This is a genomic window from Roseibaca calidilacus, assembly GCF_001517585.1.
In the GTDB taxonomy this organism is placed as follows: Bacteria; Pseudomonadota; Alphaproteobacteria; order Rhodobacterales; family Rhodobacteraceae; genus Roseinatronobacter; species Roseinatronobacter calidilacus.
Genome location: NZ_FBYC01000004.1, coordinates 2,015,543 through 2,040,759, shown reverse-complemented (window position 1 = coordinate 2,040,759; position 25,217 = coordinate 2,015,543). Strand labels below are relative to the sequence as shown.

25 protein-coding genes, 2 pseudogenes and 1 other annotated feature are annotated in these 25,217 nt (G+C 61.4%); of the genes and pseudogenes, 10 read left to right on the top strand and 17 right to left on the bottom strand.

Going from position 1 to position 25,217, the window contains the following annotated elements; genetic code table 11:
• Positions 1-27 precede the first annotated feature (27 nt).
• On the bottom strand, positions 28-225 hold the full coding sequence (locus AWT76_RS13585; RefSeq protein ID WP_072246821.1) for a hypothetical protein: 198 nt from the start codon (positions 223-225) through the stop codon (positions 28-30).
• Between the two features lie 69 nt (positions 226-294).
• On the opposite strand from AWT76_RS13585, the gene AWT76_RS13575 reads away from it, so the two are divergent.
• From AWT76_RS13575 to AWT76_RS13565, 3 genes and pseudogenes are all read left to right on the top strand, one after another.
• Positions 295-1,526, top strand: a protein-coding gene (locus AWT76_RS13575; protein ID WP_141655899.1) for an IS3 family transposase whose coding sequence is annotated in 2 segments (ribosomal slippage) — positions 295-589 and positions 589-1,526 — 1,233 coding nt in all. Because the reading frame shifts where the segments join, the coding sequence is not laid out codon by codon here.
• Positions 582-698, top strand: a sequence feature (AL1L pseudoknot). (Overlaps the previous gene by 117 nt.)
• 3 nt (positions 1,527-1,529) lie before the next feature.
• Positions 1,530-3,122, top strand: a complete 1,593-nt coding sequence (locus AWT76_RS13570; RefSeq protein WP_407071412.1) for an IS1634 family transposase — start codon at positions 1,530-1,532, stop codon at positions 3,120-3,122.
• Positions 3,123-3,810: 688 nt separating this feature from the next.
• A pseudogene (locus AWT76_RS13565) lies at positions 3,811-4,777 on the top strand (IS5 family transposase).
• 399 nt (positions 4,778-5,176) lie between these two features.
• Here AWT76_RS13565 and AWT76_RS13560 read toward each other — a convergent pair.
• The 4 genes from AWT76_RS13560 to AWT76_RS13545 all read right to left on the bottom strand — a co-directional run bounded on the left by AWT76_RS13560 (position 5,177) and on the right by AWT76_RS13545 (position 9,203).
• Positions 5,177-6,130 carry an AbrB family transcriptional regulator gene (locus AWT76_RS13560; RefSeq protein WP_072246819.1) on the bottom strand — a complete coding sequence of 318 codons (954 nt, stop codon included), beginning with the start codon at positions 6,128-6,130 and terminating at the stop codon, positions 5,177-5,179.
• An 81-nt stretch (positions 6,131-6,211) separates the two neighbouring features.
• Positions 6,212-7,717: a tripartite tricarboxylate transporter permease gene (locus AWT76_RS13555; RefSeq protein WP_072246818.1), complete on the bottom strand. Its 1,506-nt coding sequence runs from the start codon at positions 7,715-7,717 to the stop codon at positions 6,212-6,214.
• A gap of 10 nt (positions 7,718-7,727) precedes the next feature.
• A complete protein-coding gene (locus AWT76_RS13550) occupies positions 7,728-8,168 on the bottom strand; it encodes a tripartite tricarboxylate transporter TctB family protein (protein WP_072246817.1) in 441 nt (146 codons plus the stop codon).
• 72 nt (positions 8,169-8,240) lie between these two features.
• Positions 8,241-9,203, bottom strand: coding sequence for a Bug family tripartite tricarboxylate transporter substrate binding protein (locus AWT76_RS13545; protein ID WP_072247719.1), 963 nt, complete (start codon positions 9,201-9,203; stop codon positions 8,241-8,243).
• 213 nt (positions 9,204-9,416) lie between these two features.
• Here AWT76_RS13545 and AWT76_RS13540 point away from each other — a divergent pair, with 213 nt between their 5' ends.
• Genes AWT76_RS13540 through AWT76_RS13530 form a run of 3 tightly spaced genes read left to right on the top strand, consistent with a single transcriptional unit; the run spans position 9,417 to position 12,548 of the window.
• Positions 9,417-10,085 carry a response regulator transcription factor gene (locus tag AWT76_RS13540; RefSeq protein ID WP_072246816.1) on the top strand — a complete coding sequence of 223 codons (669 nt, stop codon included), beginning with the start codon at positions 9,417-9,419 and terminating at the stop codon, positions 10,083-10,085.
• 37 nt (positions 10,086-10,122) lie between these two features.
• Positions 10,123-11,514: a sensor histidine kinase gene (locus AWT76_RS13535; RefSeq protein ID WP_176699403.1), complete on the top strand. Its 1,392-nt coding sequence runs from the start codon at positions 10,123-10,125 to the stop codon at positions 11,512-11,514.
• A complete protein-coding gene (locus tag AWT76_RS13530) occupies positions 11,511-12,548 on the top strand; it encodes an ABC transporter substrate-binding protein (protein ID WP_072246814.1) in 1,038 nt (345 codons plus the stop codon). Before AWT76_RS13535 ends, AWT76_RS13530 begins: the two co-directional genes overlap by 4 nt.
• 162 nt (positions 12,549-12,710) lie before the next feature.
• Here the strand turns inward: AWT76_RS13530 and AWT76_RS17015 are convergent, their stop codons facing one another.
• From AWT76_RS17015 to AWT76_RS13515, 4 genes are all read right to left on the bottom strand, one after another.
• Entirely contained in the window at positions 12,711-12,866 is a 156-nt protein-coding gene (locus tag AWT76_RS17015; RefSeq protein WP_176699402.1) for a hypothetical protein, read from the bottom strand.
• 88 nt (positions 12,867-12,954) lie between these two features.
• On the bottom strand, positions 12,955-13,230 hold the full coding sequence (locus tag AWT76_RS13525; protein WP_141655967.1) for a hypothetical protein: 276 nt from the start codon (positions 13,228-13,230) through the stop codon (positions 12,955-12,957).
• A 71-nt stretch (positions 13,231-13,301) separates the two neighbouring features.
• Positions 13,302-13,925, bottom strand: coding sequence for a cupin domain-containing protein (locus tag AWT76_RS13520; protein ID WP_176699401.1), 624 nt, complete (start codon positions 13,923-13,925; stop codon positions 13,302-13,304).
• A 29-nt stretch (positions 13,926-13,954) separates the two neighbouring features.
• The gene (locus tag AWT76_RS13515) at positions 13,955-14,539 is read right to left on the bottom strand and encodes a VOC family protein (RefSeq protein WP_072246811.1); all 585 of its coding nucleotides are present in this window, start codon (positions 14,537-14,539) and stop codon (positions 13,955-13,957) included.
• A gap of 442 nt (positions 14,540-14,981) precedes the next feature.
• On the opposite strand from AWT76_RS13515, the pseudogene AWT76_RS17285 reads away from it, so the two are divergent.
• Positions 14,982-15,104, top strand: a pseudogene (locus AWT76_RS17285) (IS256 family transposase); the annotation flags it as partial.
• On the top strand, positions 15,078-15,632 hold the full coding sequence (locus AWT76_RS13510) for an amidohydrolase family protein (protein ID WP_420493658.1): 555 nt from the start codon (positions 15,078-15,080) through the stop codon (positions 15,630-15,632). The pseudogene AWT76_RS17285 and the gene AWT76_RS13510, both read left to right, overlap by 27 nt.
• Before the next feature lie 53 nt (positions 15,633-15,685).
• Here AWT76_RS13510 and AWT76_RS17205 read toward each other — a convergent pair whose 3' ends face one another.
• The 7 genes from AWT76_RS17205 to AWT76_RS13475 all read right to left on the bottom strand — a co-directional run bounded on the left by AWT76_RS17205 (position 15,686) and on the right by AWT76_RS13475 (position 21,840).
• Positions 15,686-16,024: a LysR substrate-binding domain-containing protein gene (locus AWT76_RS17205; RefSeq protein WP_281179119.1), complete on the bottom strand. Its 339-nt coding sequence runs from the start codon at positions 16,022-16,024 to the stop codon at positions 15,686-15,688.
• A complete protein-coding gene (locus AWT76_RS17200; RefSeq protein WP_072246808.1) occupies positions 16,002-16,565 on the bottom strand; it encodes a LysR family transcriptional regulator in 564 nt (187 codons plus the stop codon). Before AWT76_RS17200 ends, AWT76_RS17205 begins: the two co-directional genes overlap by 23 nt.
• Before the next feature lie 369 nt (positions 16,566-16,934).
• Positions 16,935-18,809 carry an excinuclease ABC subunit UvrC gene (gene uvrC, locus AWT76_RS13495; protein WP_072246807.1) on the bottom strand — a complete coding sequence of 625 codons (1,875 nt, stop codon included), beginning with the start codon at positions 18,807-18,809 and terminating at the stop codon, positions 16,935-16,937.
• 314 nt (positions 18,810-19,123) lie between these two features.
• A complete protein-coding gene (locus tag AWT76_RS13490; RefSeq protein WP_072246806.1) occupies positions 19,124-19,900 on the bottom strand; it encodes an SDR family oxidoreductase in 777 nt (258 codons plus the stop codon).
• Between the two features lie 2 nt (positions 19,901-19,902).
• Positions 19,903-20,844 (bottom strand): calcium/sodium antiporter, encoded by a 942-nt coding sequence (locus tag AWT76_RS13485; protein WP_072246805.1) that lies wholly within the window; start codon positions 20,842-20,844, stop codon positions 19,903-19,905.
• A gap of 3 nt (positions 20,845-20,847) precedes the next feature.
• Positions 20,848-21,039 (bottom strand): hypothetical protein, encoded by a 192-nt coding sequence (locus tag AWT76_RS13480; RefSeq protein WP_072246804.1) that lies wholly within the window; start codon positions 21,037-21,039, stop codon positions 20,848-20,850.
• Positions 21,040-21,042: 3 nt separating this feature from the next.
• Positions 21,043-21,840 carry a S49 family peptidase gene (locus tag AWT76_RS13475; protein ID WP_072247718.1) on the bottom strand — a complete coding sequence of 266 codons (798 nt, stop codon included), beginning with the start codon at positions 21,838-21,840 and terminating at the stop codon, positions 21,043-21,045.
• Between the two features lie 109 nt (positions 21,841-21,949).
• Here AWT76_RS13475 and AWT76_RS13470 point away from each other — a divergent pair, with 109 nt between their 5' ends.
• Both AWT76_RS13470 and AWT76_RS13465 read left to right on the top strand, forming a co-directional pair.
• Positions 21,950-22,849: a LysR family transcriptional regulator gene (locus AWT76_RS13470; RefSeq protein WP_072246803.1), complete on the top strand. Its 900-nt coding sequence runs from the start codon at positions 21,950-21,952 to the stop codon at positions 22,847-22,849.
• Complete coding sequence (locus AWT76_RS13465) at positions 22,846-23,778, top strand: NAD(P)H-binding protein (protein ID WP_072246802.1); 933 nt, start codon at positions 22,846-22,848, stop codon at positions 23,776-23,778. Before AWT76_RS13470 ends, AWT76_RS13465 begins: the two co-directional genes overlap by 4 nt.
• A 30-nt stretch (positions 23,779-23,808) precedes the next feature.
• On the opposite strand, the gene AWT76_RS13460 is transcribed toward AWT76_RS13465, so the two are convergent.
• Positions 23,809-25,215 (bottom strand): helix-turn-helix domain-containing protein, encoded by a 1,407-nt coding sequence (locus AWT76_RS13460; RefSeq protein WP_072246801.1) that lies wholly within the window; start codon positions 25,213-25,215, stop codon positions 23,809-23,811.
• Positions 25,216-25,217: the final 2 nt, after the last annotated feature.

Here is a 25,217-nt window from a genome sequence, read left to right as displayed (position 1 = left end):
TCAAGACAGCCGACGGGGTCACCCCGTTTATGCGTCATCCTCGCCGAAATACTTCTCACCCTCACCAACCCCGAAATTCTCGAGGGCCGCAAAATCGGCCTCAATCCCATCCGGGCGTTGAAGGATTGTGGGGATGAAGGGGCCATCATAGCCGATCACCGGACGACCATTATTGACCTCGACCTCACCCATCGCCTCCTGGGCAAGAAGGATGTAATCCGCCAAGTATTGCGCCCCGGAATAGTGAACCGCCCCGGGTTTACCGGAGGGTAAAACTCTCAGAAGATGGCCCCCATGGACAAGAAGAAGCAAACCCCGAGATACACCGCCGAATTCCGCGAACGTGCGGTTCGGCTTTTCCGCGATCAGCGGCCTGATTACAGCAGCGATAACGCGGCATATTGTGTGATTGCGCCAAAGCTTGGCTGTTCGCCAGACACTTTACGAGCGTGGCACGTGCAGGCGGCCCGGGATGCTGGTGAGCGCTCTGGTCCCAGCAGCGAAGAGAAGGCACGCATCAAGGAACTCGAACGAGAGAACCGCGAACTGCGCCAAGCAAATGAGATTTTGAAGAAGGCGTCGGCATATTTTGCCCAGGCGGAGCTCGACCGCCCATTTCGCAAATGACCGCTTTCATCGCAGATCACCGAGAGGTGTTCGGGGTCGAGCCGATCTGCCGTGTACTGCAGATTGCCCCATCTACCTTCTATGCGCGTGCCGCGATTGCCCGCAATCCTGACTTGGCCTGCAACCGGGCCAAGCAGGATGCCCACGATTTGGTTAAGATAAAGCAGGTCCACAAGAAAAGCAGAGGGCGTTACGGGGCACGCAAGGTTTGGCATCAGCTTCGCCGCGACAAGCAAGACATCGCCCGCTGCACAGTCGAGCGCTTGATGCAAATCTCAGGATTACATGGGGTTACCCGCGGCAAGAAGAAGACGACGATCCCTGACCCCGCCCAGCCGTGCCCAGATGACAAGGTCAACCGGCAGTTCAAAGCGGCATTCCCCAATCAGCTCTGGGTGTCCGACTTTACCTACGTATCGACTTGGCGGGGCATGGTCTATGTTGCTTTTATCATCGATGTCTTCGCCCGCAAAATCGTAGGTTGGCGAGTGTCCACCTCTATGACAACAAGCTTCGTCCTCGATGCATTGAACCAGGCGGTCTGCCAAAGATGTCCTGCGGAAAGCGATGGCCTTATCCACCACTCGGATCGGGGCAGCCAATATTTATCCATCCGGTATACCGAAAGGTTGGCGGACGCGGGCATCGATACCTCGGTTGGAAGCGTCGGTGACAGCTATGACAATGCTCTCGCCGAAAGCACAATTGGCCTGTTCAAGACTGAGGTGATCAACTTTCTTGGCCCGTGGAAATCAATGAGCCAGGTCGAGTGGGAAACCCTGCAATGGGTGAGCTGGTACAATACCGAAAGGTTGCACAGCGCAATTGGCCACAAACCGCCCCAAGAAGTAGAGGAGCAATTCTATGCAAGCATGAACAACCTTGAAAAAGTCGCGTAAATTTTGAACAAAAAAACCTCCGGTAAACCCGGGGCGGTTCACATTGCCAATCTCGGACGCCTCGACAGATTGAGCCCCGACAAGCTTGATCCGCTTATCAATGGGCTGAACCGTGCGCTTGGGCGCAGCGAGAATACATCGTCCGAGATCATTCAGGAGGCAGGCCGGGCACATGGAAATGTCTTTGCCCTTCATGAGCTCTGGTGCGAACTGGGGTTCCAGAAGGCGCTCAACCGCGCCCTGCGTTCCAGCCGCCGTGAGTTTGACGCGGAAGCCCTCGTCCGCGCCATGGTCTTTAATCGACTTTGCGAACCCGACAGCAAATTGGGCTGCCTGCGCTGGCTGGAGACAGTGGCCATGCCGGCAATGCCCGACAGCGTGACGCACCAGCAATTGTTGCGCGCGATGGATGCGCTCATGGATAATGCGGGAGGTGTCGAGGAGGCTTTGGCGCGCCAGATCCGCCCCTTGGTCGATCGTGATCTGGCCGTTGTTTTTTATGACCTGACCACAGTGCGCATCCATGGGGAAGGCGCGGTCGAGGATGATATCCGGGCGTTCGGGATGAACAAGGAGCGGGGTGGTATCGCCCGTCAGTTTGTCTTGGGCATTGTGCAGACCGCCGATGGCCTGCCACTCATGCACACAGTTCACCCCGGCAATGTCGCCGAAACCAAGACTCTGCAGGCCATGCTGAAGACCGTTCTGCAACGCTTCCCCATTGACCGCGTTATCTTGGTGGCAGATCGCGGCCTGCTGAGCTTTGATAACATTCATCACCTGACGGAGATGGCCAATCAGGGTGGGCGCAAGCTGGAATTCATCCTGGCCGTGCCTGCCAGGCGGTATGGCGAATTGACCGGCACTTTCCGAGAGCTGAACTTCGATGAAGAGGGTTTGGCCGAGGCGCAGTTTGCCGATCATCGTCTGATCGTTGCTCATGATCCACTGCGCGCAGCTGAGCAAAGTGACAAGCGCCGTGCGCGCATCGCTGAGCTCGAAGCCATGGCCGAGAAAATGGTCACAAAACTTGATGCACAGGATGATGGGAAAACCGCTCAGGGGCGTCGTGCTTCAGACCGCGGCGCCTACAGCCGCTTCACCCGCGCTGTCGCCGAGGCCGAAATGTTGCGCTTTGTGAAGCCCGACCTGACCGCAGACCGGTTCTCCTGGAGCATTGATGAAGATGCCATTGCCGATGCACAGCTATTCGATGGCAAGCTCGCCCTGATCACCAATGCCCCAGACCTGACACCAACTGAGGCGGTCGAACGCTATCGTTCCCTCGCAGATATTGAACGCGGATTTCGAGGCCTCAAATCCGATATCGAAATCGCACCAGTGCATCACAGACTGCCAGATCGCATCCGCGCCCATGCATTGATCTGCTTCATGGCCTTAACCCTCTACCGTGTCATGCGCATACGCCTGAAGGCCCAAAGACATACCGCCAGCCCGAGCACCGCTCTGAACCTTCTCGCACGCATCCAGAAGCACACTGCCCATATCGGCGATCGCACATTCAACGGAACCAGCAAAACCACACAGGAGCAGCTCGATCTCTTCGAGGCCATGGGCCTCAAAAAGCCCGCCTGACCGGCAGTGTAGTCACACAAACACAATTTCCGTGTGAACAATATCAATCACTTACGCGATTAACTGTCGAACCTGGGAAGTCTGCAATGCCGCCTTCGGGCGGCATTTTTTGTGAACTTTCGATGGTCATTTGATGTGGGTGCAGTGGTCAAAATAGCCGCCTCAGCGTGATTAGTGCAAATATTATTGTTTAATAACAACAATTTATTTTCGGATGACGTCAGGTGGTGGACATTTATTGGTGGTTTCCACACGAGAAAAACCATAACCGTGCGCAGACGAAACCATAAGCCTGCGCGCAGGGTGTCAAGAGGTATTTTGACTGCGTAGCAACTAAATTTGCTCGGGCGGTTCGCTTACGAAAAGGTCTGCTCGACGCAGCGGGCGATACAACGCATCGTTCTGCCTCTTTTGTGGAGATCAAGGGTTAACTGAATTCTTGACACACAACCATGTCGGGTCTTTCGTAGTTCAGCAGGGGCAGATAAATCACCCCCTGTGAAGCAAAAAGTAGGAAATTACCGTGCAGTTCAGATTTCTAACCGCACTGATGGTATTTATCGGCTCCTACCTTCCTCTGGGGTTGATTCTATTCGTGCAAAACTTCGATTTCTCTGTTTTTGACGGCTCTGTTGCACAAATCCTGTGAGGGATTCATCTTGCGAATCCAGCGTGGTAGCTGGGTTGCATGAGCAGCACGACAGCACCGACCTACAAGACCAGGAACTGGCCAGCCTATAACGAAGCGCTCAAGCGCCGCGGCTCGCTGACGATCTGGTTCGATCCCGAGATGAACTGGGATGCCGCGCCGTCAGGCAGGCGTGGCCGCCAGCAGACCTACAGTGACACCGCTATCCAGACGTGTCTGACGATGAAGGTTCTGTTCGGCATGGCCCTGCGGCAGACGACCGGCTTCGTCGAAAGCCTGTTGCGGCTTGTCGGCCTCGACTGGACGGTGCCCGACTTCAGCACGTTGAGCCGCCGCCAGAAGACCCTCGCCTTCAGCATTCCATATCGTTGCTCCAAGGGTCCGTTGCACCTTCTGATCGACAGCACCGGGATCAAGGTCGAGGGCGAAGGCGAATGGCACGCCCGCAAGCATGGCGGCCCCAAACGGCGTGTGTGGCGCAAGATCCACCTCGGGATCGACGAGGAAACGTTGGAGATCCGAGCCGTCGAGATCACCGGGAGCCACATCGGAGATGGTGAGCGGCGCAGCGCCACCGGTTCGAGCGCGTCGCGAACGTGCTGCCCGACCTGCTGGACCAGATCCGCCGGAGATTGAGATCGGCAGTGTCACCGCAGACGGCGCCTACGATACCCGCAAATGCCACGACGCCATTGCCGACCGCAGCGCACATGCCGTCATCCCGCCCCGCAAGAATGCCAAGCCATGGAAGCCCGTCACAGCCGGTGCCGCAGCCCGGAACGAGGCCCTGCGAGCATCAAAATATCTGCGCCGCGCCCTCTGGCGACGATGGAGCGGATACCACCGCCGAAGCCGCGTCGAGACGAAGATGCATTGCATGAAACTGCTGGGCCAGAGGCTCATGGCACGGGACTTCGACCGTCAGGTCGCGGAACTCCAAATCCGGATCGCCGTGCTGAACGGCTACACTGCGCTCGGAATACCCGTCACAGAGCCCGTGGGATGAGTCCGTCTGGGAAAAGGGCAACCTCGGCATTCAACCGATTTGTGCAACAGAGCCGTGAATCACCTCAACTGATTTCCAATAGGGGTATGTGATCTCGTCCAATACTAAAGGCAAAGGGCAGCGCTGCCGCGCTGCCCTTGTTGAATTGTCGTTTTATCAGTTCTCTATATGAGTTTTGCATCGACGTTCCTGCGTTCGTTCAAGTTTCCCTAATCACCGTCGTCCTGCAAGAATACCCGAACACCAGCCGTGCGAAGGGCTGCCGTCATGGGTTGCCAAGATCTGCCTTAGGCTTGGTCCATGGTCCTTGGGGTGCATTATCCGCGTCGCAGGGGTGGAATTGGCGCGATTATTCTGCTTGCTAAACCCGGCGCGATGACCACCCCAGAGCGGCGCTTGTCAACGTCCGGCCAAGCGCACGGCCAAGGGAAGCAGGGCGATCACCAAGACGATGCGGAAGATATGGTGGGTGGCGATGAAAGCGGGATCATACCCAAGCGCGAGGCCAATCGCGGCCATGCCTTCGACCCCGCCAGGCGCGAAAGCCACCCAGACCACCGGGAATGACAGACCGGTCAGACTGGCCACGCAGAGCGCTCCAGCCGCTGACAGGGCCACTGACAGGCCCGTTGCCACTAGGCCCGCTGCCGCCAGGCGAACAAGGTCGGATCGGGCAATGCCGGTGAAGCGACAGCCGATCACCGCCCCGGTGACGACGAAGCCCGAGAAGACCACCGGGCTGGGCAGGACCCCGTTCACCCAGCCGAGGGCATGCGCCAGCCCGCTTACCACCAGCCCTGCGAGCAGATACGCAGCGGGGCTGCCAGCGCGGTCGACCAGCCATCCGCTTGCCAGCCCCGCCAGCACAAATGCGATGGTGGGCAGAGGACCCAGCACTACGGCGCCGCCTTCCGCGATCGGGCCAGACGCTGCGACCCCGGCCAATGCCACGATGATGGGCGGCAGGCACAGCGTCACAAGCAGCAGCCGCACGCTTTGCAGCACGACGACCGATCTGAGGTCCCCATGCCCTTGTGCGGCCAGCACAACGGCATAGGACAAGGCCCCCGGCGACACCGACAGCGCCGCCGTGTCGGGGGACACACCGAAACCGCGCACCAGCAAGCGAGCGGTTATCACCATGGTCAGCACGATCGTCAGTGCCAATCCAACAAGGCTGACGGGCCAGCGGGCGATGTCGTCCAGAATGTCGCCGGTTATCCCTGCGCCCAGCGACAGCCCGATGATGACAAAGGCAAGGTTGCGTAGAAACCCGGGCACCACCGGGCCCAGCCCCGCCAGCGCCGCCGCAGCCACCGCGGCGGTGGCCCCCAACAGTGCGCCTGCGGGCATTCCAACCGCGGCAAGCGCTGCCGCGGCGGGAAAGGCTATTCCGAGGGCGATTGCAGAGCCGCGCAAGTTCAAGCTGCGACCTTATTCATCGTCGGACACGGCACGCTTGCGACGGCCTAGCAAGATCGGCGCAAGTACCATGACGAACGCTAGGCCATAGAGCACGACGGCGTTGACCGACTGGAACAAGATGCCCCAATCGCCGCCCGAAATGGACAGCGCGCGGCGCAGGTTGTCCTCAAACAGCCCGCCCAGCACGAAGCCGAGGATCACAGGAGCAAGCGCGAAGTCGAGCTTGCGCAAGATCCAGCCAAACACGCCAAGGGCCGTGATCATGTATAGGTCGTGCGGGTTCGACACCACCGAGTAGACCCCGATAAAGGCCAGAACCGCGATCATCGGCGTCAGGTATTGCTGTGGAACGGTCAGCATGCGGGCGAACAGCCCCACCAGCGGCAGGTTGATGACCAGCAGCGCGATGTTGCCGATATACATGCTGGCGATCAGGCCCCAGGCGATCTCGGGGCGGGTTTCGAACATCATCGGACCCGGCGTGACCGAGAACAGCAGCAGCGCGCCCAGCAGGATGGCCGTGGTGCCCGACCCCGGAATGCCAAGCGTCAGCATCGGCACCATGGCGCCGCCCGCACTGGCATTGTTGGCGCTTTCGGGGGCGGCCAGCCCCCGGATATCGCCCTCACCGAACGTACCCTTTGCGCCGTTGATGCGCTTTTCGGTGCCGTAGGCCACGGCAGAGGCAACCGACGCGCCGGTGCCCGGCAGCACGCCCACCAAGAACCCGATGATCGAGGACCGCACGATGGTCCAGCGCACACTCATCATGTCCTTCCATGTCACGAAACTCTTGTCGATCTTCAGCGCCTTCAGCTTCCCCGTTACCTGCTGCTCGACCAGCGAAATCAGCTCGGCCATGCCGAAAAGACCGATCACGATCACCAGAAAGTCGATGCCCGCCAGCAGGTCTGGCACCCCGAAGGTGAACCGCACCACGCCGGTATTGGCGTCGATCCCGATCGAGGCCAGCATCAGCCCGATCAACGCGCCCAGCAGCGTCTTCACCGGGTTCGATCCCACCAGCGACGCGAGGCAGGCAAAGGCAAAGACCATCAGCGCCACGTAATCCGAGGGCGAGAAGGTCACGGCATAGGACGCCATCAGCGGCCCGAAGAAAGTCATCATGATTACGGCGAAGGTGCCCCCGATGAACGATGACCATGCCGATAGTGACAGCGCCTTGCCAGCCTGGCCGCGCTTGGCCATGGGGTGGCCGTCCAGCGTGGTCATTACCGCGCTGGCGTCCCCCGGCACATTCAGAAGAATAGAGCTGATCCGCCCGCCGAACTCGGCACCGTAGTACACGCCCGCAAGCAGGATCAGCGCGGATTCAGGCGGAAAGTTCAGGCTGTAGGCAATTGGCAGCAGGATCGCCACGCCGTTGATCGGCCCGATGCCGGGCAGGGCGCCGACAAGCGTGCCAGCAAAACAGCCAATAAGCACCAGAAACAAGTTGAAGGGATCAAGCGCCACGCCAAAGCCCTGCCCAAGGCCAGAAATGATAGTGTCCATTGGTAAAGCCTCACAGCCAGGGTTGCAGGATGCCCGCAGGCAGGTTCAGATCAAGCAGGCCGGTGCAGACGAAATAGCCTATGATGCCGGTCGCCGCGCCGTAGCCCACGGCCCGGACAGGCCGCGCGCCCAAGATGATGGACAGCGTGGTGCAGAACAGCCACGTTGCAAGGATGAACCCCACGGGCTGGAAGGCCGCCGCATAGGCGAACAGAAGAACCAACAGCACCGCGATGCGGCGCAGGGTCTTGGCGTTTGCATCGAAGTGCATAATGTCGGGGCGCAACATAATGAAGGCCGTGCAGAGGATCGCCACGATCCCCAGAATCTGCGGCCATCCCTCAGGGCCGACCGGGTCATACTGGAACGGAGCCTTGATCGCGGTGAACGCGATAACGGAATAGCCGAGTGCCACCAACAGCAGCAGCCCGGCAAAAATACGGTCAGCCATGATAACCTCCTTGGGCGTGGCGACGTTGACCGGGCGGCAATCTGCCGCCCGGTCATGACCATGTCGTCGTGCTTACTCGAGCAGGCCCGCTTCGCGCGCGATGGTGCGCATGTCCTCGACGCCGGCCTTCATTTCGGCGGCGAACTCGGGCCCGGCAAGATTGTAGGGCAGCAAGCCTTTGTCGGCTTGGTTCTGCGCAAAGCCCTCGGTCTCATAGGCTGCGTTGAAGGCCGCGACCCAGGCGTCGTAATCCTCATCGGACACGTCCTTGCCCATGTAGAAGCCGCGCACAATGCTCCATACGGCGTCGTAGCCTAGCTCCCGTGCGGTCGGGAATTGGTCATATGGCGCGTCCAGACGCTCGGGTGCCATGACCGCCAGAACGCGCATCGTGCCCGCGCCGATATGGGCCGCCTGTTCGGCGACATCGCCGGTATAAACGTCGATCGACCCGCCCAGCAGCGCCGCAATGGAAGCGCCGCCCCCGTCGAAGGCGACATAGCGCATGGCCTTCGGATCCAGCCCTTCGGATTTCAGCAGGATCGCAGCTTTCATCCAGTCCTGCGAGCCGACCGAACCGCCCGCGCCGAACACGATCCCGCTCAGGTCTTCCTTGGCAGCGGCCATCACGTCGTCCAGCGTCTCGAAGGGGCTGTCCTCACGCACCACGACCGCGCCGTAATCGGTCCCTGCCGAGGCCAGCCAACGGACGTCATTTTCGGTCCATTCGCCGAACTTGCCGGTCGCGATGTTCAGAAGCGATCCCGACGAGAAAGCGACGATGGCATTGCTGTCATCGGTGCGGGTGGTGTTGAACAGGTTGATCGCCACGGCGCCGATGCCGCCGGGCATGAAGGTAACCTGCACGGGTTCCGGCATCTGGTCTGCAAGCCCGATCTGCACCACGCGGCAGGTCAGGTCAAAACCGCCGCCGGGATTGGCGGGCGCAATGCATTCGGGCCGCGTGATGTCGGCCATGGCGGCGAAGCCGGTCGCGCCGACAAGGGCGACGGTCGCGGCAAAAAGACGGGTCATGTTCATTGGGTCTCCTCCCATTTGTATCGTGCAGGAGGCATCCACGGATTGCGGTTCGCGCATTCTGCGCGGCCACCGTTTACCATCCTCCCGACTCAAACCTTATCCGGGCGGCCTGACCTAGCCTTGACGCGAAACTGACGTGACGCTGACCGGGGTGCGCGGCATCCGTTTCCTTATGGATATTTTCGCGTGGCATGGCATGATTGGCGGATGCGTATGCTTCTGATCGAAGACAATGACGAATTGGCGGAAATGGTGATGGACCGGTTCCTTGCCGAGGGCCACGCCATTGACCGCGAAACAGATGGGGCGCAGGCGGACGCCTTGCTTATACACAGCCACTTCGACTTGCTGATCCTTGACATCAACCTACCCGGTTTGCCGGGGACCGAAGTGCTGCGCCGCCTTCGTGCCCGCGGCGACCGCACCCCGGTGCTGATCTTGACGGCACGATCAGAAATTGACGACCGCATTTCAGGACTGGATCTTGGCGCGGACGATTACATCATCAAACCGATCGACTTTCGCGAACTGGCCGCGCGTGCCCGTGCGCTTGTGCGCCGCCGCGCTGGCCAAGCCTCGAACCAGTTCGTCGTCGGCGGGCTGGTCTATGACCGCGCAGCCAAGCGTGCGACGCTGGACGGCGTGGACCTTGAACTCAGGTCGCGCGATGTGCATTTGCTTGAGGCATTCCTGAGCAGCCTCGGTCGTGTCCTGTCGAAAGAAGAGGTTGCCGACCGGATCTATACCTTCGAGGAAACGCCGACGCTGAACGCGGTTGAGCAGGCCGTCGTCAGGTTGCGGCGCAAGCTAGAGGGATCACCCTTGCGCCTGCGCACCATTCGCGGTCTGGGGTATATCGCAGATGTTCGCGACTAGGACACCCCACAGACCGTATTCCCTGCGTCGACGCCTGATGGCGGCTATGCTTGCGGGCTTCTCGGTCATTATGACGGCGCTGGCGTTCGGACTGTGGAGCTACGCGCGCAATGCCGCCGACACCTCTTTCGACCTGCTGTTGGACGGGGCCGCCATAGCCATTCTGGACAGTGTCACCGCCACGCCGTCCGGCATACAGATCGACATCCCAAATTCAGCGCTGGAAATCCTCGCGCTTGTCGAGGATGACCGCGTTTTCTATCAGGTATCAACCGCCGATGGCACTGTGCTGACCGGCGACGCCAACCTGCCTGCCCCACCTGGCCAGACGCCACGCGCTACCCCGCGCGTGCCCGAAAGACAATTCTTTGATGCACCACATACTGGCGAAGCCGTGCGCTTCGTTCGCCGCCAGCAGGTGTTGACGGGCATGGCCGGCCTTGAGGAGGTTGCCGTCCAAGTCGGCCAGACCCGCGGTGCCCGCGATGCGATGCAGCGCGACCTGTTCATCAAGGGCATAGCCGTGCTGTCGGTGCTGGCGCTGATCGGTCTTGTCTTTGTGCAGTTCGCCATTTTTCTGGCGATGCGTCCGCTCGCCGGGATCGAGGCTGATATACAGGGCCGCGACCCCGCCAACCTTGCCCCCCTGCGCGCCTTACCCCCGCGCGAGATTGCGGGCCTTATTTCTGCGATCAACGGGTTCATGTCGCGTCTTGTTGCCAGCAAGGACAATGCCGAAACCTTTATCGCAGATGTATCGCACCAGATCCGCACGTCATTGTCAGCCCTGCACGGTCAACTGGAATTGGCGTCCGAAACCGTCGATCCAGCGGGCCAGCGCGTTCGGGTTGCGAAGGCCGCTGAGCAGGCCAGCCGCACGATCCGGCTGACCAACCAGCTTCTGACGCACGCCATGGTGATCCATCGCGCCGACACCGCCCCGCGCGAGATTGTCGATATGGTCGGCATTGCGCGAGGCATGATCGAAGAGGCCAGCCGGAGCCGGGATGACATGGGGGAACCGGAGTTTGAAGTGCAACTGGCCAAGGGGGCCGAAACCCTTATGGTTGCCGGAGATCCGGTCAGCCTACGCGAAGCGATGCGCAATTTGATCGACAACGCGCTGCGCCACGCCGGGGCGGCACCATTGGTCCGCATTGCCTTTTCGCAGGGCGAATTGAATGGGCAGACGGCGCTGGACCTGCGCGTCGAAGACAACGGTCCGGGCATTGCAGCGGCAGACCGGGCCCGGGCCCGCCAGCGTTTTTGCAGCCTTGGGCCGCGTCGCGGGTCCGGCCTAGGGCTGGCGATTGTCGAGGCCGCTGTGTCCGCGCATTGCGGCCGGCTTGAACTTGATGCGTCCCCAGAGGGGGGGCTTTCGGCGCGGCTTTTGCTGCCCGCCGGACCGATCTTGGGGGCCGCAACATGATCCGTGCTTGCCTTGTCGCGCTCGCGCTGGCTGGAAGCCTAAACATGAGGGCCGAGGCCCAGCCATTGAGCATCCATAGCGCCACCGACACGTCGGCGATCTCTGGTCTTATTTCCGGGTTCGAGGCGGCCAATCCCGGCGTGCAGGTGGATTACATCGAATACAACACCGCAGAACTGCACGCGGCGGTTCTGGCCGATGGCGGTGCGGGGATGGATGTCGTGATCTCGTCAGCCATGGACCTTCAGGTCGATCTTGTTAATCGCGGGCTCGCACTGGCGTTTCGCCCGCGCGGGGCCGATGCCCTGCCGGATTGGGCCGTGTGGCGCGATGAACTGTGGGGGTTCACCTTTGAACCCGTGGTCATGGCCTACAACCGGGCCGCGTTCGAAGGACGCAGCCTACCCCGCACCCGGTCCGAACTGGCCAGTCAGGTTCGTGACGATCCCGCATTCTACAACCGGCGGGTCGGCACATATGATGTCGCGCTCTCGGGTGTGGGCTATCTTTTTGCGACGCAGGATGCGCGCCGGGGCTATCAGTTGCCACGGCTGGTCGAAACGCTCGGCCGCGCGCAGTCCCAGACATACTGCTGTAGCAGCCTTGTTCTAAAGGCCTTGGGCGAAGGGCGCCTGGTTTATGGCTATAATGTCATCGGATCATATGCGCTTGACGTGGCAGCGCGGGACCCAAGGATAGGGCTGTACCTGCTGGACGACTACACCTTGGCGTTCAGCCGAACCGCCTTTGTTCCCCGCCGGGCGAACAATACAGAGCTGGGACAGCGCTTCATCACCTATTTGCTGTCGGACGAAGGGCAGGCCGAGATCGCGCGCTCTGGCGGGCTGGTGCCGATTGCTGCGCTAGAGGACGGAGTCGCGCCCGATCGGGTTGTGGACCTCTTGCGCGGCAAGCCATTGTTTCCAATCCGCCTTGGCCCCGGCCTTCTCACCTATCTTGACCGGATGAAGCAGGTTCGCTTCCTTGCGGACTGGTCTACATCCTTCGGACCGCTTGAAGCCCCCGTTCAATAGTCAGTTTCAGGTGCTTCCGTTAACCTGCGGCCGGATGTTGGCCGGGTGGCGATCTTTGCGGCGCTATGGGTGACGGTTCTGGCCCCGAAGGTGTTGTTCCGGGGGCATCCCGTTGCGGCGGCGTGGCTACGCAACCGGGACCGGTCCGGTTGCGTATTTGCGTTAGACCAGCGAACCCGCAGGGCTGACCAATGAGGCATTGCTACGCTTAGCACGCGACAGGGCGCAGGCAATCAGCCAGACGACCCCGCCAAGGCTAAAGACCAGCATGGGGGACAAGAGCAGTGCAAAAACGATATAGGCGGCTTCGTTATACATGGGTGATCTCCGAAAGGGGGAATGTGGGGCGCATATCGGCGCAAGGGGCGGGCCACGACAGGTTTGGTCGCGGCCCGGTCGTATCGCCTCAGAGGCGGTTGAAAACTTGCAGTTTCGGTGCCTCGGTAACGCCCAAGGCCGCCATCGCGGATTTCAGCTCTTCGGCGGCGAGGAAGGCATTTGCCTGATCTTCGGTGTCAAAGTGATGCATAACAAGAACATCGTTATTGTCCTGAACCGTTGCCCAGACGGACTCTTCCGTCACACCAAACTTGGCGCGAACAGCGGCGGCATCGGGACCGGTGTAGCCCGCGATGAAGGTTTCGGCATCGGCGACTTTGTGACGTGCAAGTAGAAGGACCATGGTCATCTCCAATAGTGTCGGTTGGGTTGGGGCGCGGGCCCGAAGGCCCGGTGGGCTTGTGGCAGGGGCGGTCAGCCCATGCCGAAGAAAGGCTTGGCGCGCTCGGGCGTCTTCGACATGTCGATTGTCACGCCGTATCCCGCCCCGGTCTGACCGACGACCATCGCGGCCTGCATCGGGTCTTTGATGCCCTGTTCCATGATCCGGCGGGCCACGTCATCGAAGAACCCTTCGAAGCGCGAATTCTGCGAGACGAAGACCAAGGACGTGACGGGCGTTGTGCCCTCGTTCCAGTTGGCGTGGAATTCGCCGCGCGGCAGGATCACGGTATCGCCGGGACCGGCGGTCTCGACCCGGTCGCCCAGCAGGAAATGCGCGGTGCCTTCAAGGATGAAATAGATCTCGTCCTCGTTCTCATGCACATGCGGCGGCGCGCCGGGGGCACCAGCGGGGATGGCGCTGTGAAAGAAGGACACGCCCGACGGCATGTCGGTGCTGTTGACCACTTGGAAAATGGGGTGCAGCGGAAAGGGGATTTCGCGCTGACCTGCGGCGGTGACGATCTTGGACGCGTGACTCATGTCAGAAGCTCCGGCTTGTGCGAGGGACTTGAGGGGAAGAAGCGATGCCGCGACTGCGCCGCCGCTGGCCAGCAGCGCGTCGCGTCGCGTGATCTGAGGGGTGATCCGAGACATGGGGTTCCTTTGGCTGGCGTTCGGGGGCATCACGCCGGGCGCTTCGACAGGCTGTCGCGCGTCGCGGTCAGCTGTTCGATCGCGCGGGCGATATGGCTTTGCTGGATGTTATAGGCACCCTCGGCGACGCGGATGCGGTGCGCGGCGATCATCACGTCGGCAATCCGGCGTCCCTCGGGCACGGTGAAGCGGTAATAGGTCAGCTCTATCGTCAGGCCGAGCGGGTCCTCGAAATAGATCGATTCCATGAACCCACGGTCCTTGCGCCCGGAATGGCCCATTTGGCGTGCATCCAGCCGCGCTTCGACTTGGTCGAAGACCGATTGGCTGACGGTGAATGCCAGATGATGAACCGCGCCCACCTCGGTTGAGGTGCGGGTGCTGTCGGCGGCGCGGTCTTCATTGGTGAAGATCGTGATCAAACGACCATCGCCCGGATCGAAGTAAAGGTGGGACTCGCCCGGATTGTCGAGGTTCGGTTGCTCGAAAACGAAGGGCATGCCCAGCAGCCCCTCCCAGAAATCGATAGAGGTCTGGCGATCCGCGCCCACAAGCGTGATGTGATGAACGCCCTCTGTGGGCAGTTTTCCGTCATTCGTTCGTAAGCGGTGCATAGACCCCGTGGGGCAACAAAATCAGTGGGCGGTTTCTGGATGGGATGGCTCGTGAAGGATTGTTCACGAGGACGATTCGTGAACTATTGCCCACTTCAAAGCATCTGTTTCGAGAGTTATTTCGGGGGAGATGGCGGGTTGTTGTGTGTGGCCAGATAGGTGGTCCACTGGCAGCTTGGGTGTTCAACAAGGTCACCGGTTCCGAGCGGGTTGGCTAATGTTTGCCATTCCTCAAAGCGGTTCGTCCGATTGATGATTATCGGCGAATCCGTCGATGCAATGGGTTTGGGCTGGAACCCTTGGCAAAGTTCCGGTGCTTGGGTAGCGTCCACGGACGTGGTGTAATTTCTGCGCCGTCAACGGTGTAATCTCAGGTGGCCATCGAGGTGTATGGTCGAGGTGGAGTTTGGCGACTTCAACCACGGACCACACGGAGACCCCGATGACCAAGACCACCATGGACCTAACCGAGCTTCTGCAAAAGCATGATCAGGGCGACTTGCTGCGCTCGATCGCAGAGGCTGTCCTGCAACTGATGATGGAGAGCGATGTTGACGGCCTGATGATGGGCATGGGAACGCCCTCGGTAGAGCGTTTGCGCCGGATCGCGCCGAATTATCGCTACAGCCTGAGCGTGGATGTGCCGACGAATCAAGGCACCGACATGTTCTCGAAGATGCGCGCGCTTTTCATGTTGCAACGCTCGCTTCGCACCCAAGCTGATCCAGAGGCTTGCCTGTTCACGTTCTTCCAGGATCCGGCCGCGTGCCGCGACGGCATGATAACTGCCCGCGAGGTGCTGGAAGCCGCAACCGTCGAGGGCGCGCGCGCCAACGGGCTTTTGGGCCGGACCGGAACGCTTAGTCGCGGCAAGCAGGCCGATATCGTGCTGCTTGATGCGCGCCGGATCGATGTCGGGCCGATGAATGATCCCATCGGCCTTGTGGCGACTGCGATGGACACCAGCCATGTCGACAGCGTGATGGTCGCCGGGGATTTCCGCAAGCGTGATGGCGCACTTGTGGGCGTAGATGTCGCGCGTGTCCTGTCAGAGGCAGAAGCCTCGCGCGACGCGGTGTTGGGACGGCTGTAAGGGAAACCCGCACAGTTTCAGGCCGGGGCGGTGTATTTGCCACCCCGGTCGGGTCACAGGCTGTCACGCGGAAATTCTTCGCCGATCTGCCGCATACAGGCCCGCACAAGCGGCCGCCTATACGCTTCGGGCGCGGCCACGACCCAGCAATTGTGGCGCAACTCGTCATGCCGGAAACAGGGCACAAGCTCGGGGGTGTTGTCGCCCACGACCTTTGGCAAGATCCCGATCGCGCCCTCGGATTTCAGCGCGGTCACCATTCCCGGCACCGAACTGACCCGCAGTTTGATGCGGGCTTCATCAAGATGGGTGCCAAGCCATCGGATCGGGTGTATCCGCCGCGCCACCCGGTCCGCGTAATGCACCACGTCATGCCCCGCCGCTTCGCTGATGTCGCGCGGCGCGCCGTGTCTGGTCTCGTAGGCCCGAGAGCAGTACCCCCCCCCAAGGCACGGCAGCGATGCGCCGGGCGATCAGGCGCTCATCTTCAATCTCGTCGGTAAGCCTGACGGCGATGTCGAACTCTCCGCTATGCAGATCGACCTGCGCTTCGCTTGTATCGACTTCCATGACCACATCCGGGTGCGCCTGCCGAAATCGATTGAGAATTGGGTAGACCCAGTGATTGATCGTCTCGGCAGGGCCGGTCAGACGGATATGCTCTGCATCGTGCCGGGCGAGATCCTCTACCTTTGTAAGAATCTGCTGGAACAGCGGAAGCGCCGGGCGGCTGACCGCAAGCAACTCGCGGCCCGTCGTGGTCAGGCGATACCCGGCAAGGTCCCGGTGAAACAGCGTCAGGCCGGTCGCGCTTTCCAACGCATCAATGCGGCGGCTGACCGTGGTCTGGTTTACCGCAAGCGATTTCGACGCGGCAAGCGTGGACCCGGCCTCGGCCACGGCGATGAATACCTTGATGTCGTCCCACTTCATTCCAAGCTATCCACGGCCTATGCCCGCATTGATGCAGAATTTGGGCCGAATGAATACCGTATCCACCGACCATGTCAGATTTCGTCCGTTCTTTCATGACAGGCGCGAGTTTGGGTTAAAATGACACAGCCGCGGGCGGGAATGTTTTGCCTGATGGTGCCGGTTGCGGTGCAGGTCTGACCGGCTTGCATGCTTAATCGTTGTTCGGTTGGCGGTGTAATCCCCAAGCAACCGATTTGCCCTGTCCCGCAGAGGATAAACCTTGGCCAATCCACGCAGTCTCTGGTTCGAGCCGAAGCCAAGAGTGCCGCGCGTTGACCCGATAAGGAAAGCCCGGTTTTACTGGACGCACAGAAATCAGTGGTCTGCCTATCGTTCGTTCAGATGGTCATGGATCACCTGTGCCAGCGCGTCGGATATGCCCGGAACTGCGCGCAGGTCGGCCAGCCCGGCCCGCGTGACCGCCTTGGCGGACCCGAAATGCGCCAGAAGCGCCTTTTTGCGGCCTGCGCCCACGCCCGGAATGTCGTCGAGCGGTGAAGCCGTGAAGGCTTTCGCGCGTTTCGCGCGGTGGGTGCCGATGGCGAAGCGGTGCGCTTCATCCCGCAGGCGCTGGACGAAATACAACACCGGGTCATTGTGGCGCAGCGCGAAAGGGCGCTGGCCCGCGCGGTGGAATTCTTCCTTGCCCGCGTCGCGGTCCACGCCCTTGGCCACGCCGACCATGGCAATATCGGCCACGCCCAATTCCTCCAGAACGCCCGCCACCGCCGACACCTGCCCCGCGCCGCCGTCGATCAGCAGCAGGTCGGGCCATGCGTCGGATTGGCGGTCGGGGTCTTCTTTTTGCAGGCGGGTGAAGCGGCGAGTCAGCACTTCTTTCATCATGCCGAAATCGTCACCGGGGGTGATGGTTTCGTCCCTAATGTCGAATTTGCGATATTGGCTTTTGATGAAGCCTTCCGGCCCCGCCACGATCAGCGCGCCGACCGCGTGGCTGCCTTGGATATGGCTGTTGTCATACACCTCTACCCGGGTGGGCGCGGTGTCCAGCCCGAAGGCATCGGCCAAGCCTTGCAGCAATTTGGCCTGCGCGGTGCTATGGGCCATGCGCCGGGCCAGACTTTCGCGGGCGTTGCGCAGGGCGGATTCCACCAGTTCAGCTTTCTCACCCCGCTGCGGCACCTGAATATCCACCTTGCGGCCCGCGCGTTGGGCCAGCAGGTCAGCCATCAGGTCAGGCTCTTCCAGCCCGTGCGACAGCAAGATCTGCCGGGGCGGTTCCTTGCCGTCGTAAAACTGCGCCATGAAGGCTTCCAGGATTTCGGGTTCCGCTGCACCCGCGCCGGTGGCCGGGTAAAAATCGCGGTTTCCCCAGTTCTGGTTGGCGCGGATGAAGAACACCTGCACGCAAGCCTGCCCCTTTTCCAGATGCAGCGCGATCACATCGGCCTCTGGCACGCCTTGGGGGTTGATGCCTTGTTGTTGCTGCACATTGGTCAGCGCGCGGATGCGGTCGCGCAGGGCTGCGGCGCGTTCAAATTCCATCGCGTCGGAGGCAGCCTGCATTTCCACGGCCAAATCCTTTTGCAGATGCGTGTCCTTGCCCGACAGAAAGCGCTCGGCGTCGGCCATGAGCGCGCCGTAATCCTCTTCCGAGATGTAGCCAACGCAAGGCGCAGAGCACCGCTTGATCTGGTATTGCAGGCAAGGGCGGGTGCGGCTGTTGAACACCGAATCCGTGCAGTTGCGCAGCAGGAATACGCGCTGCAATTGGTTGAGCGTGCGGTTCACGGCACCCGCGCTGGCGAAGGGGCCAAAATACTTGCCCTTGGTGGACCGCCGCCCGCGATGTTTGCGCAATTGCGGAAAGGCATGGTCGCGCGGCAGCAGGATATAGGGAAAGCTTTTATCGTCGCGCAGCAACACGTTGTAGCGCGGTTTCAACTGCTTGATCAGGTTCTGCTCCAGCAGCAGCGCCTCGGTTTCGGTGCGCGTGGTCAGAAACATCATCGACCGGGTTTCATCTATCATCCGGGCAATGCGGGCCGTGTGCCCCGAGGGCCGCGCGTAGTTCGACACCCGCGCCCGCAGGTTCCGCGCCTTGCCCACATACAGCACTTCCGAACGTTCATTCAGCATGCGGTAGACGCCCGGCGAATTGTCCAGAACCTTCAGATAGGACTGGATACAATCATGCCCGGCAAGCGGTGTTTCATCGGTCTGGTCGGGCGTGTTCTGCATCTGTTTGGCGGCACCTTTGAAGATGACCCGATTCTATGCGCCGCTGCACCGAATTCAAACCCTCTTCAACCAGAATCCTGTCCACGGAATCTGTGGATAACTTGGTGGATAGAAGTTGGAGGGGGCCGATTTTTCCTTGTGCGATAGGTGCTTTGATGATCTGCACAAAAAATAGGCATCTAAATAAGCTAATGAATTTATTAGTAAAAATTTTAAAGCGTCACAAGTCTTTGATATGGCGGCAAATTTGATTGCAACTTTGTGACGGTTTCGTGAGCGGTGCACAACTCTTGCGGTATTTCGCGGTAAAGCCGTCAGGATGGCGCGATGTCAGGCGTTTGCCATGCAAGGTGCTGCCCGCCGTCAACGCATAAAAGTTGCCCTGTGACGGCCTTGGCATCAAGGAAAAAACCCAGTGCCGCCGTAATGTCATCCAGGTTTGCGCCGCGGCCCAGAAGGGTCGCGCGGCGGCTGGCCTCGTAAACCGCGCGGGTCTGGTCATGGGCCTGTAGCGTCGGCCCCGGCCCGACCGCGTTCACACGCACATGCCCCCCAAGCTCTTGCGCGGCCAGCCGGGTAAAGGCCCAAAGCCCCATCTTCGCAATGGAATAGGTCATGTGCTGCGGCGTCAGTTTGCGCACTTTCTGGTCGATCAGGTTCACCACCAGCCCTTGTGCCAAGGGTTCGCCCGCCATGTCAGCCACTGGGGGTGGCACTTGGGCGGCGAAGGCCTGTATCAGCACAAAGGGCGCGCGCAGGTTGCTCATCATATGCCTGTCCCAGCTTTGCCGGGTAGCAGTGGCGATGCTGTCCTGCTCGAAAATGGACGCATTGTTGACAAGCACGGAAATCGGGCCGCCAAGCGCCATGGCGGCGTCTGGCACAAGTGGTGCAATCGCGTCTTCGTCCAGCAGGTCAGCTTGCAGGCAAACAGCCTTACGGCCCATAGCGCGGATCTCTGTGGCCAAAGCGTCGGCCTCATCCCGGGAAGTGGCGTAGTGAATGGCCAGATCATACCCGCGCTTGGCCAGATACAGGCACATGGCGCGACCCAATCGGCGTGCGCCGCCGGTCACAAGGGCGTTTGGCATTGTCAGGCTCCGGTTTGGATAAGAACCCAAATGTAGCCCGCATAGCCCAGAAGCAAGACCACGCCCCAAGCCCGCGTGATGGGGGCTGTGCGCCAGATGAAGGGCGCCAGCACCAATGATGCGCCCAGCATGACCCACAGGTCCAGCCGCAGCATTTCCGGCGGCACGACCATGGTGCCGAACAGCCCTGCCGTGCCGATGATGAATAGCAGGTTGAACAGGTTCGAGCCCACGATATTGCCCAGCGCCACGCCGCCCTCACGCCGGATGGCGGCCATGACGGTGGCGGCCAGTTCCGGCAAGGATGTGCCGATGGCCACCAGCGTCAGCCCGATCAGGGCATCGGACACGCCAAGGTCTTGCGCGATGGATGTTGCGCCATCGACAAGGAAATTCGCCCCAAGCGGCAGGCCCACGCAGCCCAGCACAAGGAAAAGGGCGATCTTGCCCCAGCCGATGCCAGGGTCCGCGCCTTCCAATTCTTCCGGTTCGACACGCGCTTTCAGCCCACGGCGAATGCTGTCGAACATGAAGAGCGAGAACGCACCAAGCAGCACCAGCGCTTGCCATGTCCCGATTTGCCCGGTGAAGGCCACGGCAATGAACAGCAGCGACGCGCCGATCATGATGATGTAATCGCGCGCAATGTCGCGCCCCACCGCCATAGCCGAGATCAGCGCGGGCGCGCCCAGCACCAGCAGGATATTCGCGATGTTGGACCCGACCACGTTGCCCAGCGCCAGCCCGCCCGCATCGGCAATGGCCGCGCGCACCGACACCAGCAGTTCCGGGGCAGAGGTGCCGAAGGCCACGACCGTCATCCCCACCAGCAGCGCCGGAATGCCCAGACGCAGCGACAGGTTGACCGCGCCCTTCACCAGCAGATCGCCCGCCAGCAGCAGCACCACAAGGCCGCCCGCGACCATCCCAAGATCAAGCAACATGAATTATTGGTCCTTGCAGGTGCAGTCGTCCTGCCCCAGCAGGAAACGACCACAGGCTTTGCATTTGCGCGGTTTGGGTAGTTTGGTGCTGCGCAGCCGGTCCAACGGGGTGCGATGCTTCGGGTTCAGCCATTTCTGGACCGCGCCCATCACGATCATGAACAGCAAGAACCCGACAACGACCTTCAACAACATGCGCTACAGCCCGAACCGCGCATAAAGCGCACGTTCTTCCGACAGGGTCAGCGCGTCTTGCATCAGCGACAGGCCGAAGCGCGACAGGAAGGGGCGGCGCGGGCCGTAGACCCGCAATTTCACCTTGTCGCCGTAACGGTCCTTCAGCACCGGGACCAAGTGGCCCAACCCGTCGGCCAGCCCCAGTTCGACTGCCTGCGCGCCCAGCCAGAACTCGCCGGTGAACAGGTCTTGATCCGCCAGTTTCACGCCGCGCCGGTCTTTCACCTGCGCGATGAAGTTCTGGTGTATCTGGTCCAGCAACCCTTGCAGCCGCGCGACATCTTCGGGCTTTTCCGGGCGGAACGGGTCCAGTTGCGATTTCGACGTGCCAGAGGTGTAGACACGCCGTTCCACCCCGTAGCGCCCGATCAGGTCATGCAGGCCGAACCCGGCAGAGATAACGCCAATCGATCCAAGGATCGAATTGGCATCGGCAAACACCTCATCCGCCGCCGTGGCCAGCCAATAGCCGCCAGAGGCCGCGACATCCTCGACAAAGGCCAGAACAGGCAGCTTGTGTTCCCCTGCCAACCGCCGGATGCGCGCGGCGATCAGCGCGCTTTGCACCGGGCTGCCGCCGGGCGAATTGATGACCAGCGCCACGGCTTTGGGCTTGCCGCGTTTGAACGCGATCTCGATTGCCGGGGCCAAGGCCGCGTCGTTCAACCGTCCCGCGCCGGGGCCGCTGGCGATCATGCCTTGCAGGCGGATGACCGCCACGCTGGGCGGCGATTTGACGAAGGGGATCAGATGTTTCATGCTCTCGCAAATAGGCTGCGGGCGCATGGGCAACAAGAGGGCCGCCCGGATTATCCGCTTGCGTGGCGAAATAGGCTCTGCCCATATGGCCGGGCTAGGAGAGTGCCCGATGCTGGACCGGCTGGAAATGTTCATGGCCCTTGCCGCCGAACGCCACTTTGGCCGTGCGGCGGAAAAATGCGGTATCTCGCAACCGTCACTGTCTGCCGGCATCAAGCAGCTTGAAGGGGAATTGGGCGTCCAGCTTGTCTGGCGCGGCTCGCGCTTCGAGGGGCTGACCCCCGAAGGCGCGCGCGTGCTGGACTGGGCGCGCCGCATCGTGGGCGATGCGCGCACCTTGCGGCAGGAAATGCGCTCTGCCCGGCACGGTTTGTCGGGCAACCTGCGGCTGGGCGTGGTGCCCACCGCGCTGCCCATGGTCGCGGATCTGACCGGGCCGTTCATTGCCCGCCATCCGGGCGTGCAAATCGAAATCCTGTCGCGCAGTTCCGTAGAAATCCTGCAACAGATTGACGATCTGCGGCTGGATGCCGGGATCAGCTATCTGGATAATGAACCCCTTGGGCGCGTTGTCACGGAACCGCTTTACACCGAGCGATACCTGCTTCTGACCGTCAAGGGCCGTCCTTGTGCGCGGCAAAGCGCGCTTAGCTGGGCCGACCTTGCCGGGATGCCGCTGTGCCTGCTGACAGAGGATATGCAGAACCGCCGCATCATCAATCATGAACTGGTGCAGGCAGGCGTGCCGATCACGCCGCGCATCGAATCCAACTCTATGATTGCGCTGGTCGCGCATGTCCTGACCGGCGATTGGGTCAGCATCGTGAATGCCGATACGGCGGCGCTGTTCGCCGCGCGGCCCGAACTGTGCGCCATACCGCTGACGGGCGGGCAAGGCGCGAAAGAGGTCGGGCTGATCGCACCTTGGCGCGAACCTCATACCCCGGTGTTGACCGCGCTGCTGGCGCAGGCGCGCCGCCTGTTCAAAACCCGCGAGGGCGCGGCATGAAAGTGCTGGTGACCGGGGCAAGCGGCACGATCGGGCGCGCGGTCTTGGCGCGTTTGCTGGCAGAGGGGCACGATGTAACCTGCCTTGCGCGCTCTGGCCGCCATTTGCCCGATGCCGTAGCCCGGCTGGAAGCAGATCTGACCCAGCCCAAAGCACTGGCCCCCGGTGCCTTGGCGGGAATAGAGGCTGTGATCTCTTGCATGGCGTCGCGCTCTGGCACACCTGCCGATGCTTGGGCAGTGGACCATGCCGCGCAATCGGCGCTGTTGCGCGCAGCCAAAGGCGCGGGTGTAGGACAATTCGTGCTTCTGTCGGCTATCTGCGTGCAGAAACCGCTCTTGGAATTCCAGCGCGCGAAACTGGCCTTCGAGGCGGAGTTGCAAGCGTCAAACCTGCGCCATGCTATCGTGCGCCCGACCGCGTTTTTCAAATCGCTGTCCGGGCAGGTGGCGCGGGTGCGGGCAGGCAAGCCGTTCCTGCTGTTCGGCGATGGGCGGTTGACGGCGTGCAAGCCCATCTCGGACCGTGATCTGGCGGGGTTCATCGTGGGCTGTTTGACCGACCCCGCGCGCGACGGCATCCTGCCCATCGGCGGGCCGGGCCCGGCGATCACCCCGCGCGAACAGGGCGAGATGCTGTTCCAGATGACCGGCCAGACGCCCCGCTTCCGCAGCCTGCCCGTGGGCGTGATGGATGCGATCATCGGCGCACTGTCGCTGGGCGGGTGGGTGGTTCCGGCCCTGCGCGCCAAGGCCGAATTTGCCCGCATCGGGCGGTACTACGCGACCGAATCGATGCTGGTCTGGGATGGCACCCGCTATAACGCCGACGCCACGCCCGAATTTGGCACCGACACCCTGAGCGACCATTACGCGGCGCTGGTGCGCGGCGAGGCCGTGACCGATCTGGGCGAGCACGCGGTGTTCTAAGGGCTTTGCCCAATCCGGCACCGTGCCGCCCTAACTTGCATAGCGCGTCGCCCCACGCCGCCTTGCATCAACCGGTTTTGACAAGACAACGGCATTATGCGCCCTCTGGTCGCAATCATTGCGCGGGCAGGTGCGGCAGTTTATGCCGATGGGCACGGGCCGCGTTTTGCTGGCGCGCAGGCTTTCGGCATAGCCGATCTGCGCGGCATGTTCGACATCGCAGCCCATGGCCACGGCCAGCCGCACATCAGTCGCATGCCCCGACAGGCTGGGCCGGTCCACGGTGCGCGAGAACACGAAAAACTGGCTGCGATCCGGCATTTCCACGAATTGCGGCACGATCTGCCCCGGCGTGCGAAACGAGGTATGCACATCCAGCCGGGGACAGGCGCCGCCATATTCGGCCAGATGGAAATCGGTCGCGTTGAACCGCTTGGTCACGTTGCCCGCCTTGTCAATCCGCACGAAGAAAAACGGCACCCCCTGCGCGCCCGCGCGCTGCAAGGTGGTGGCGCGGTGGCAAGCCTGTTCAAAGCTGACACCAAAACGCGTGGCCAGATGCGTGAAATCGTAGCGTGACGCCAAGGCTTCGGACAAGAAGGGCGCATAGGGCATCAGCACGGCGGCGGCGAAATAATTGGTCAGTTCCACCCGGCAGCGCGCCAGCCCGTGCGGGTCGGTTATCCGCGATTGCGACAACAGCGTATCCAGCAGCTCCGCATGTTCGATAAGCCCGGCCACATGCACAAGCTGGAACACCCGGTTGGGATGGTCCAACGCTTCGGACAGGCGCACTTCGCGCGCGGCTTCGTCATATTCGCGCAGGGTTTCGGGCATCTCTGCGGTTGTGACCAGTCGCACATGCAGGCCCAGCCGGTCGCGCAGTAGGGCTTTCAGCGCGGCATAGGTATCGTCCGGGGCGACCGTTTTGCCGCCCCAGAATTCAGCCGCGACCGATTCGAGCACCGCGAAATGGTTGTGATTGCGCCGGAAGAAATTATGCACCGCCGCTTCGGGCGAACTTGGCAGCACGTCACTTGCATCGGTGCCGCTGGTGGCCAGCGACATGAGTTGATCTGTCGCAGCCTGATACGCGCGGTGCAGCGTCAGGAACGACGCCACAAGGTCGGGGCTGTGAATTTGCGCCGCGCGCAGTTGCGGCAAATCGGGGCGGTCGGCATCGAACAGGTTGTCCAGAAGTGCTGCGCGCAGATCGGCCAGCGTGGCGGTGTCGTCATCTTCGGCAATGTCGCGCCATTCGACGCCATAGGTCTCGAATATCTTCAAAAGCACCGGGACAGAGACTGATCTTTCGTTCTTTTCCAACAGGTTGACGTAAGATGTCGAAATCCCCAAAGCCCGCGCCATCTGGCTTTGGGTTTGCTTATGCTCTTGGCGCAAGCGGCGCAAACGCGGGCCGATGAAGGTTTTCAGCATGC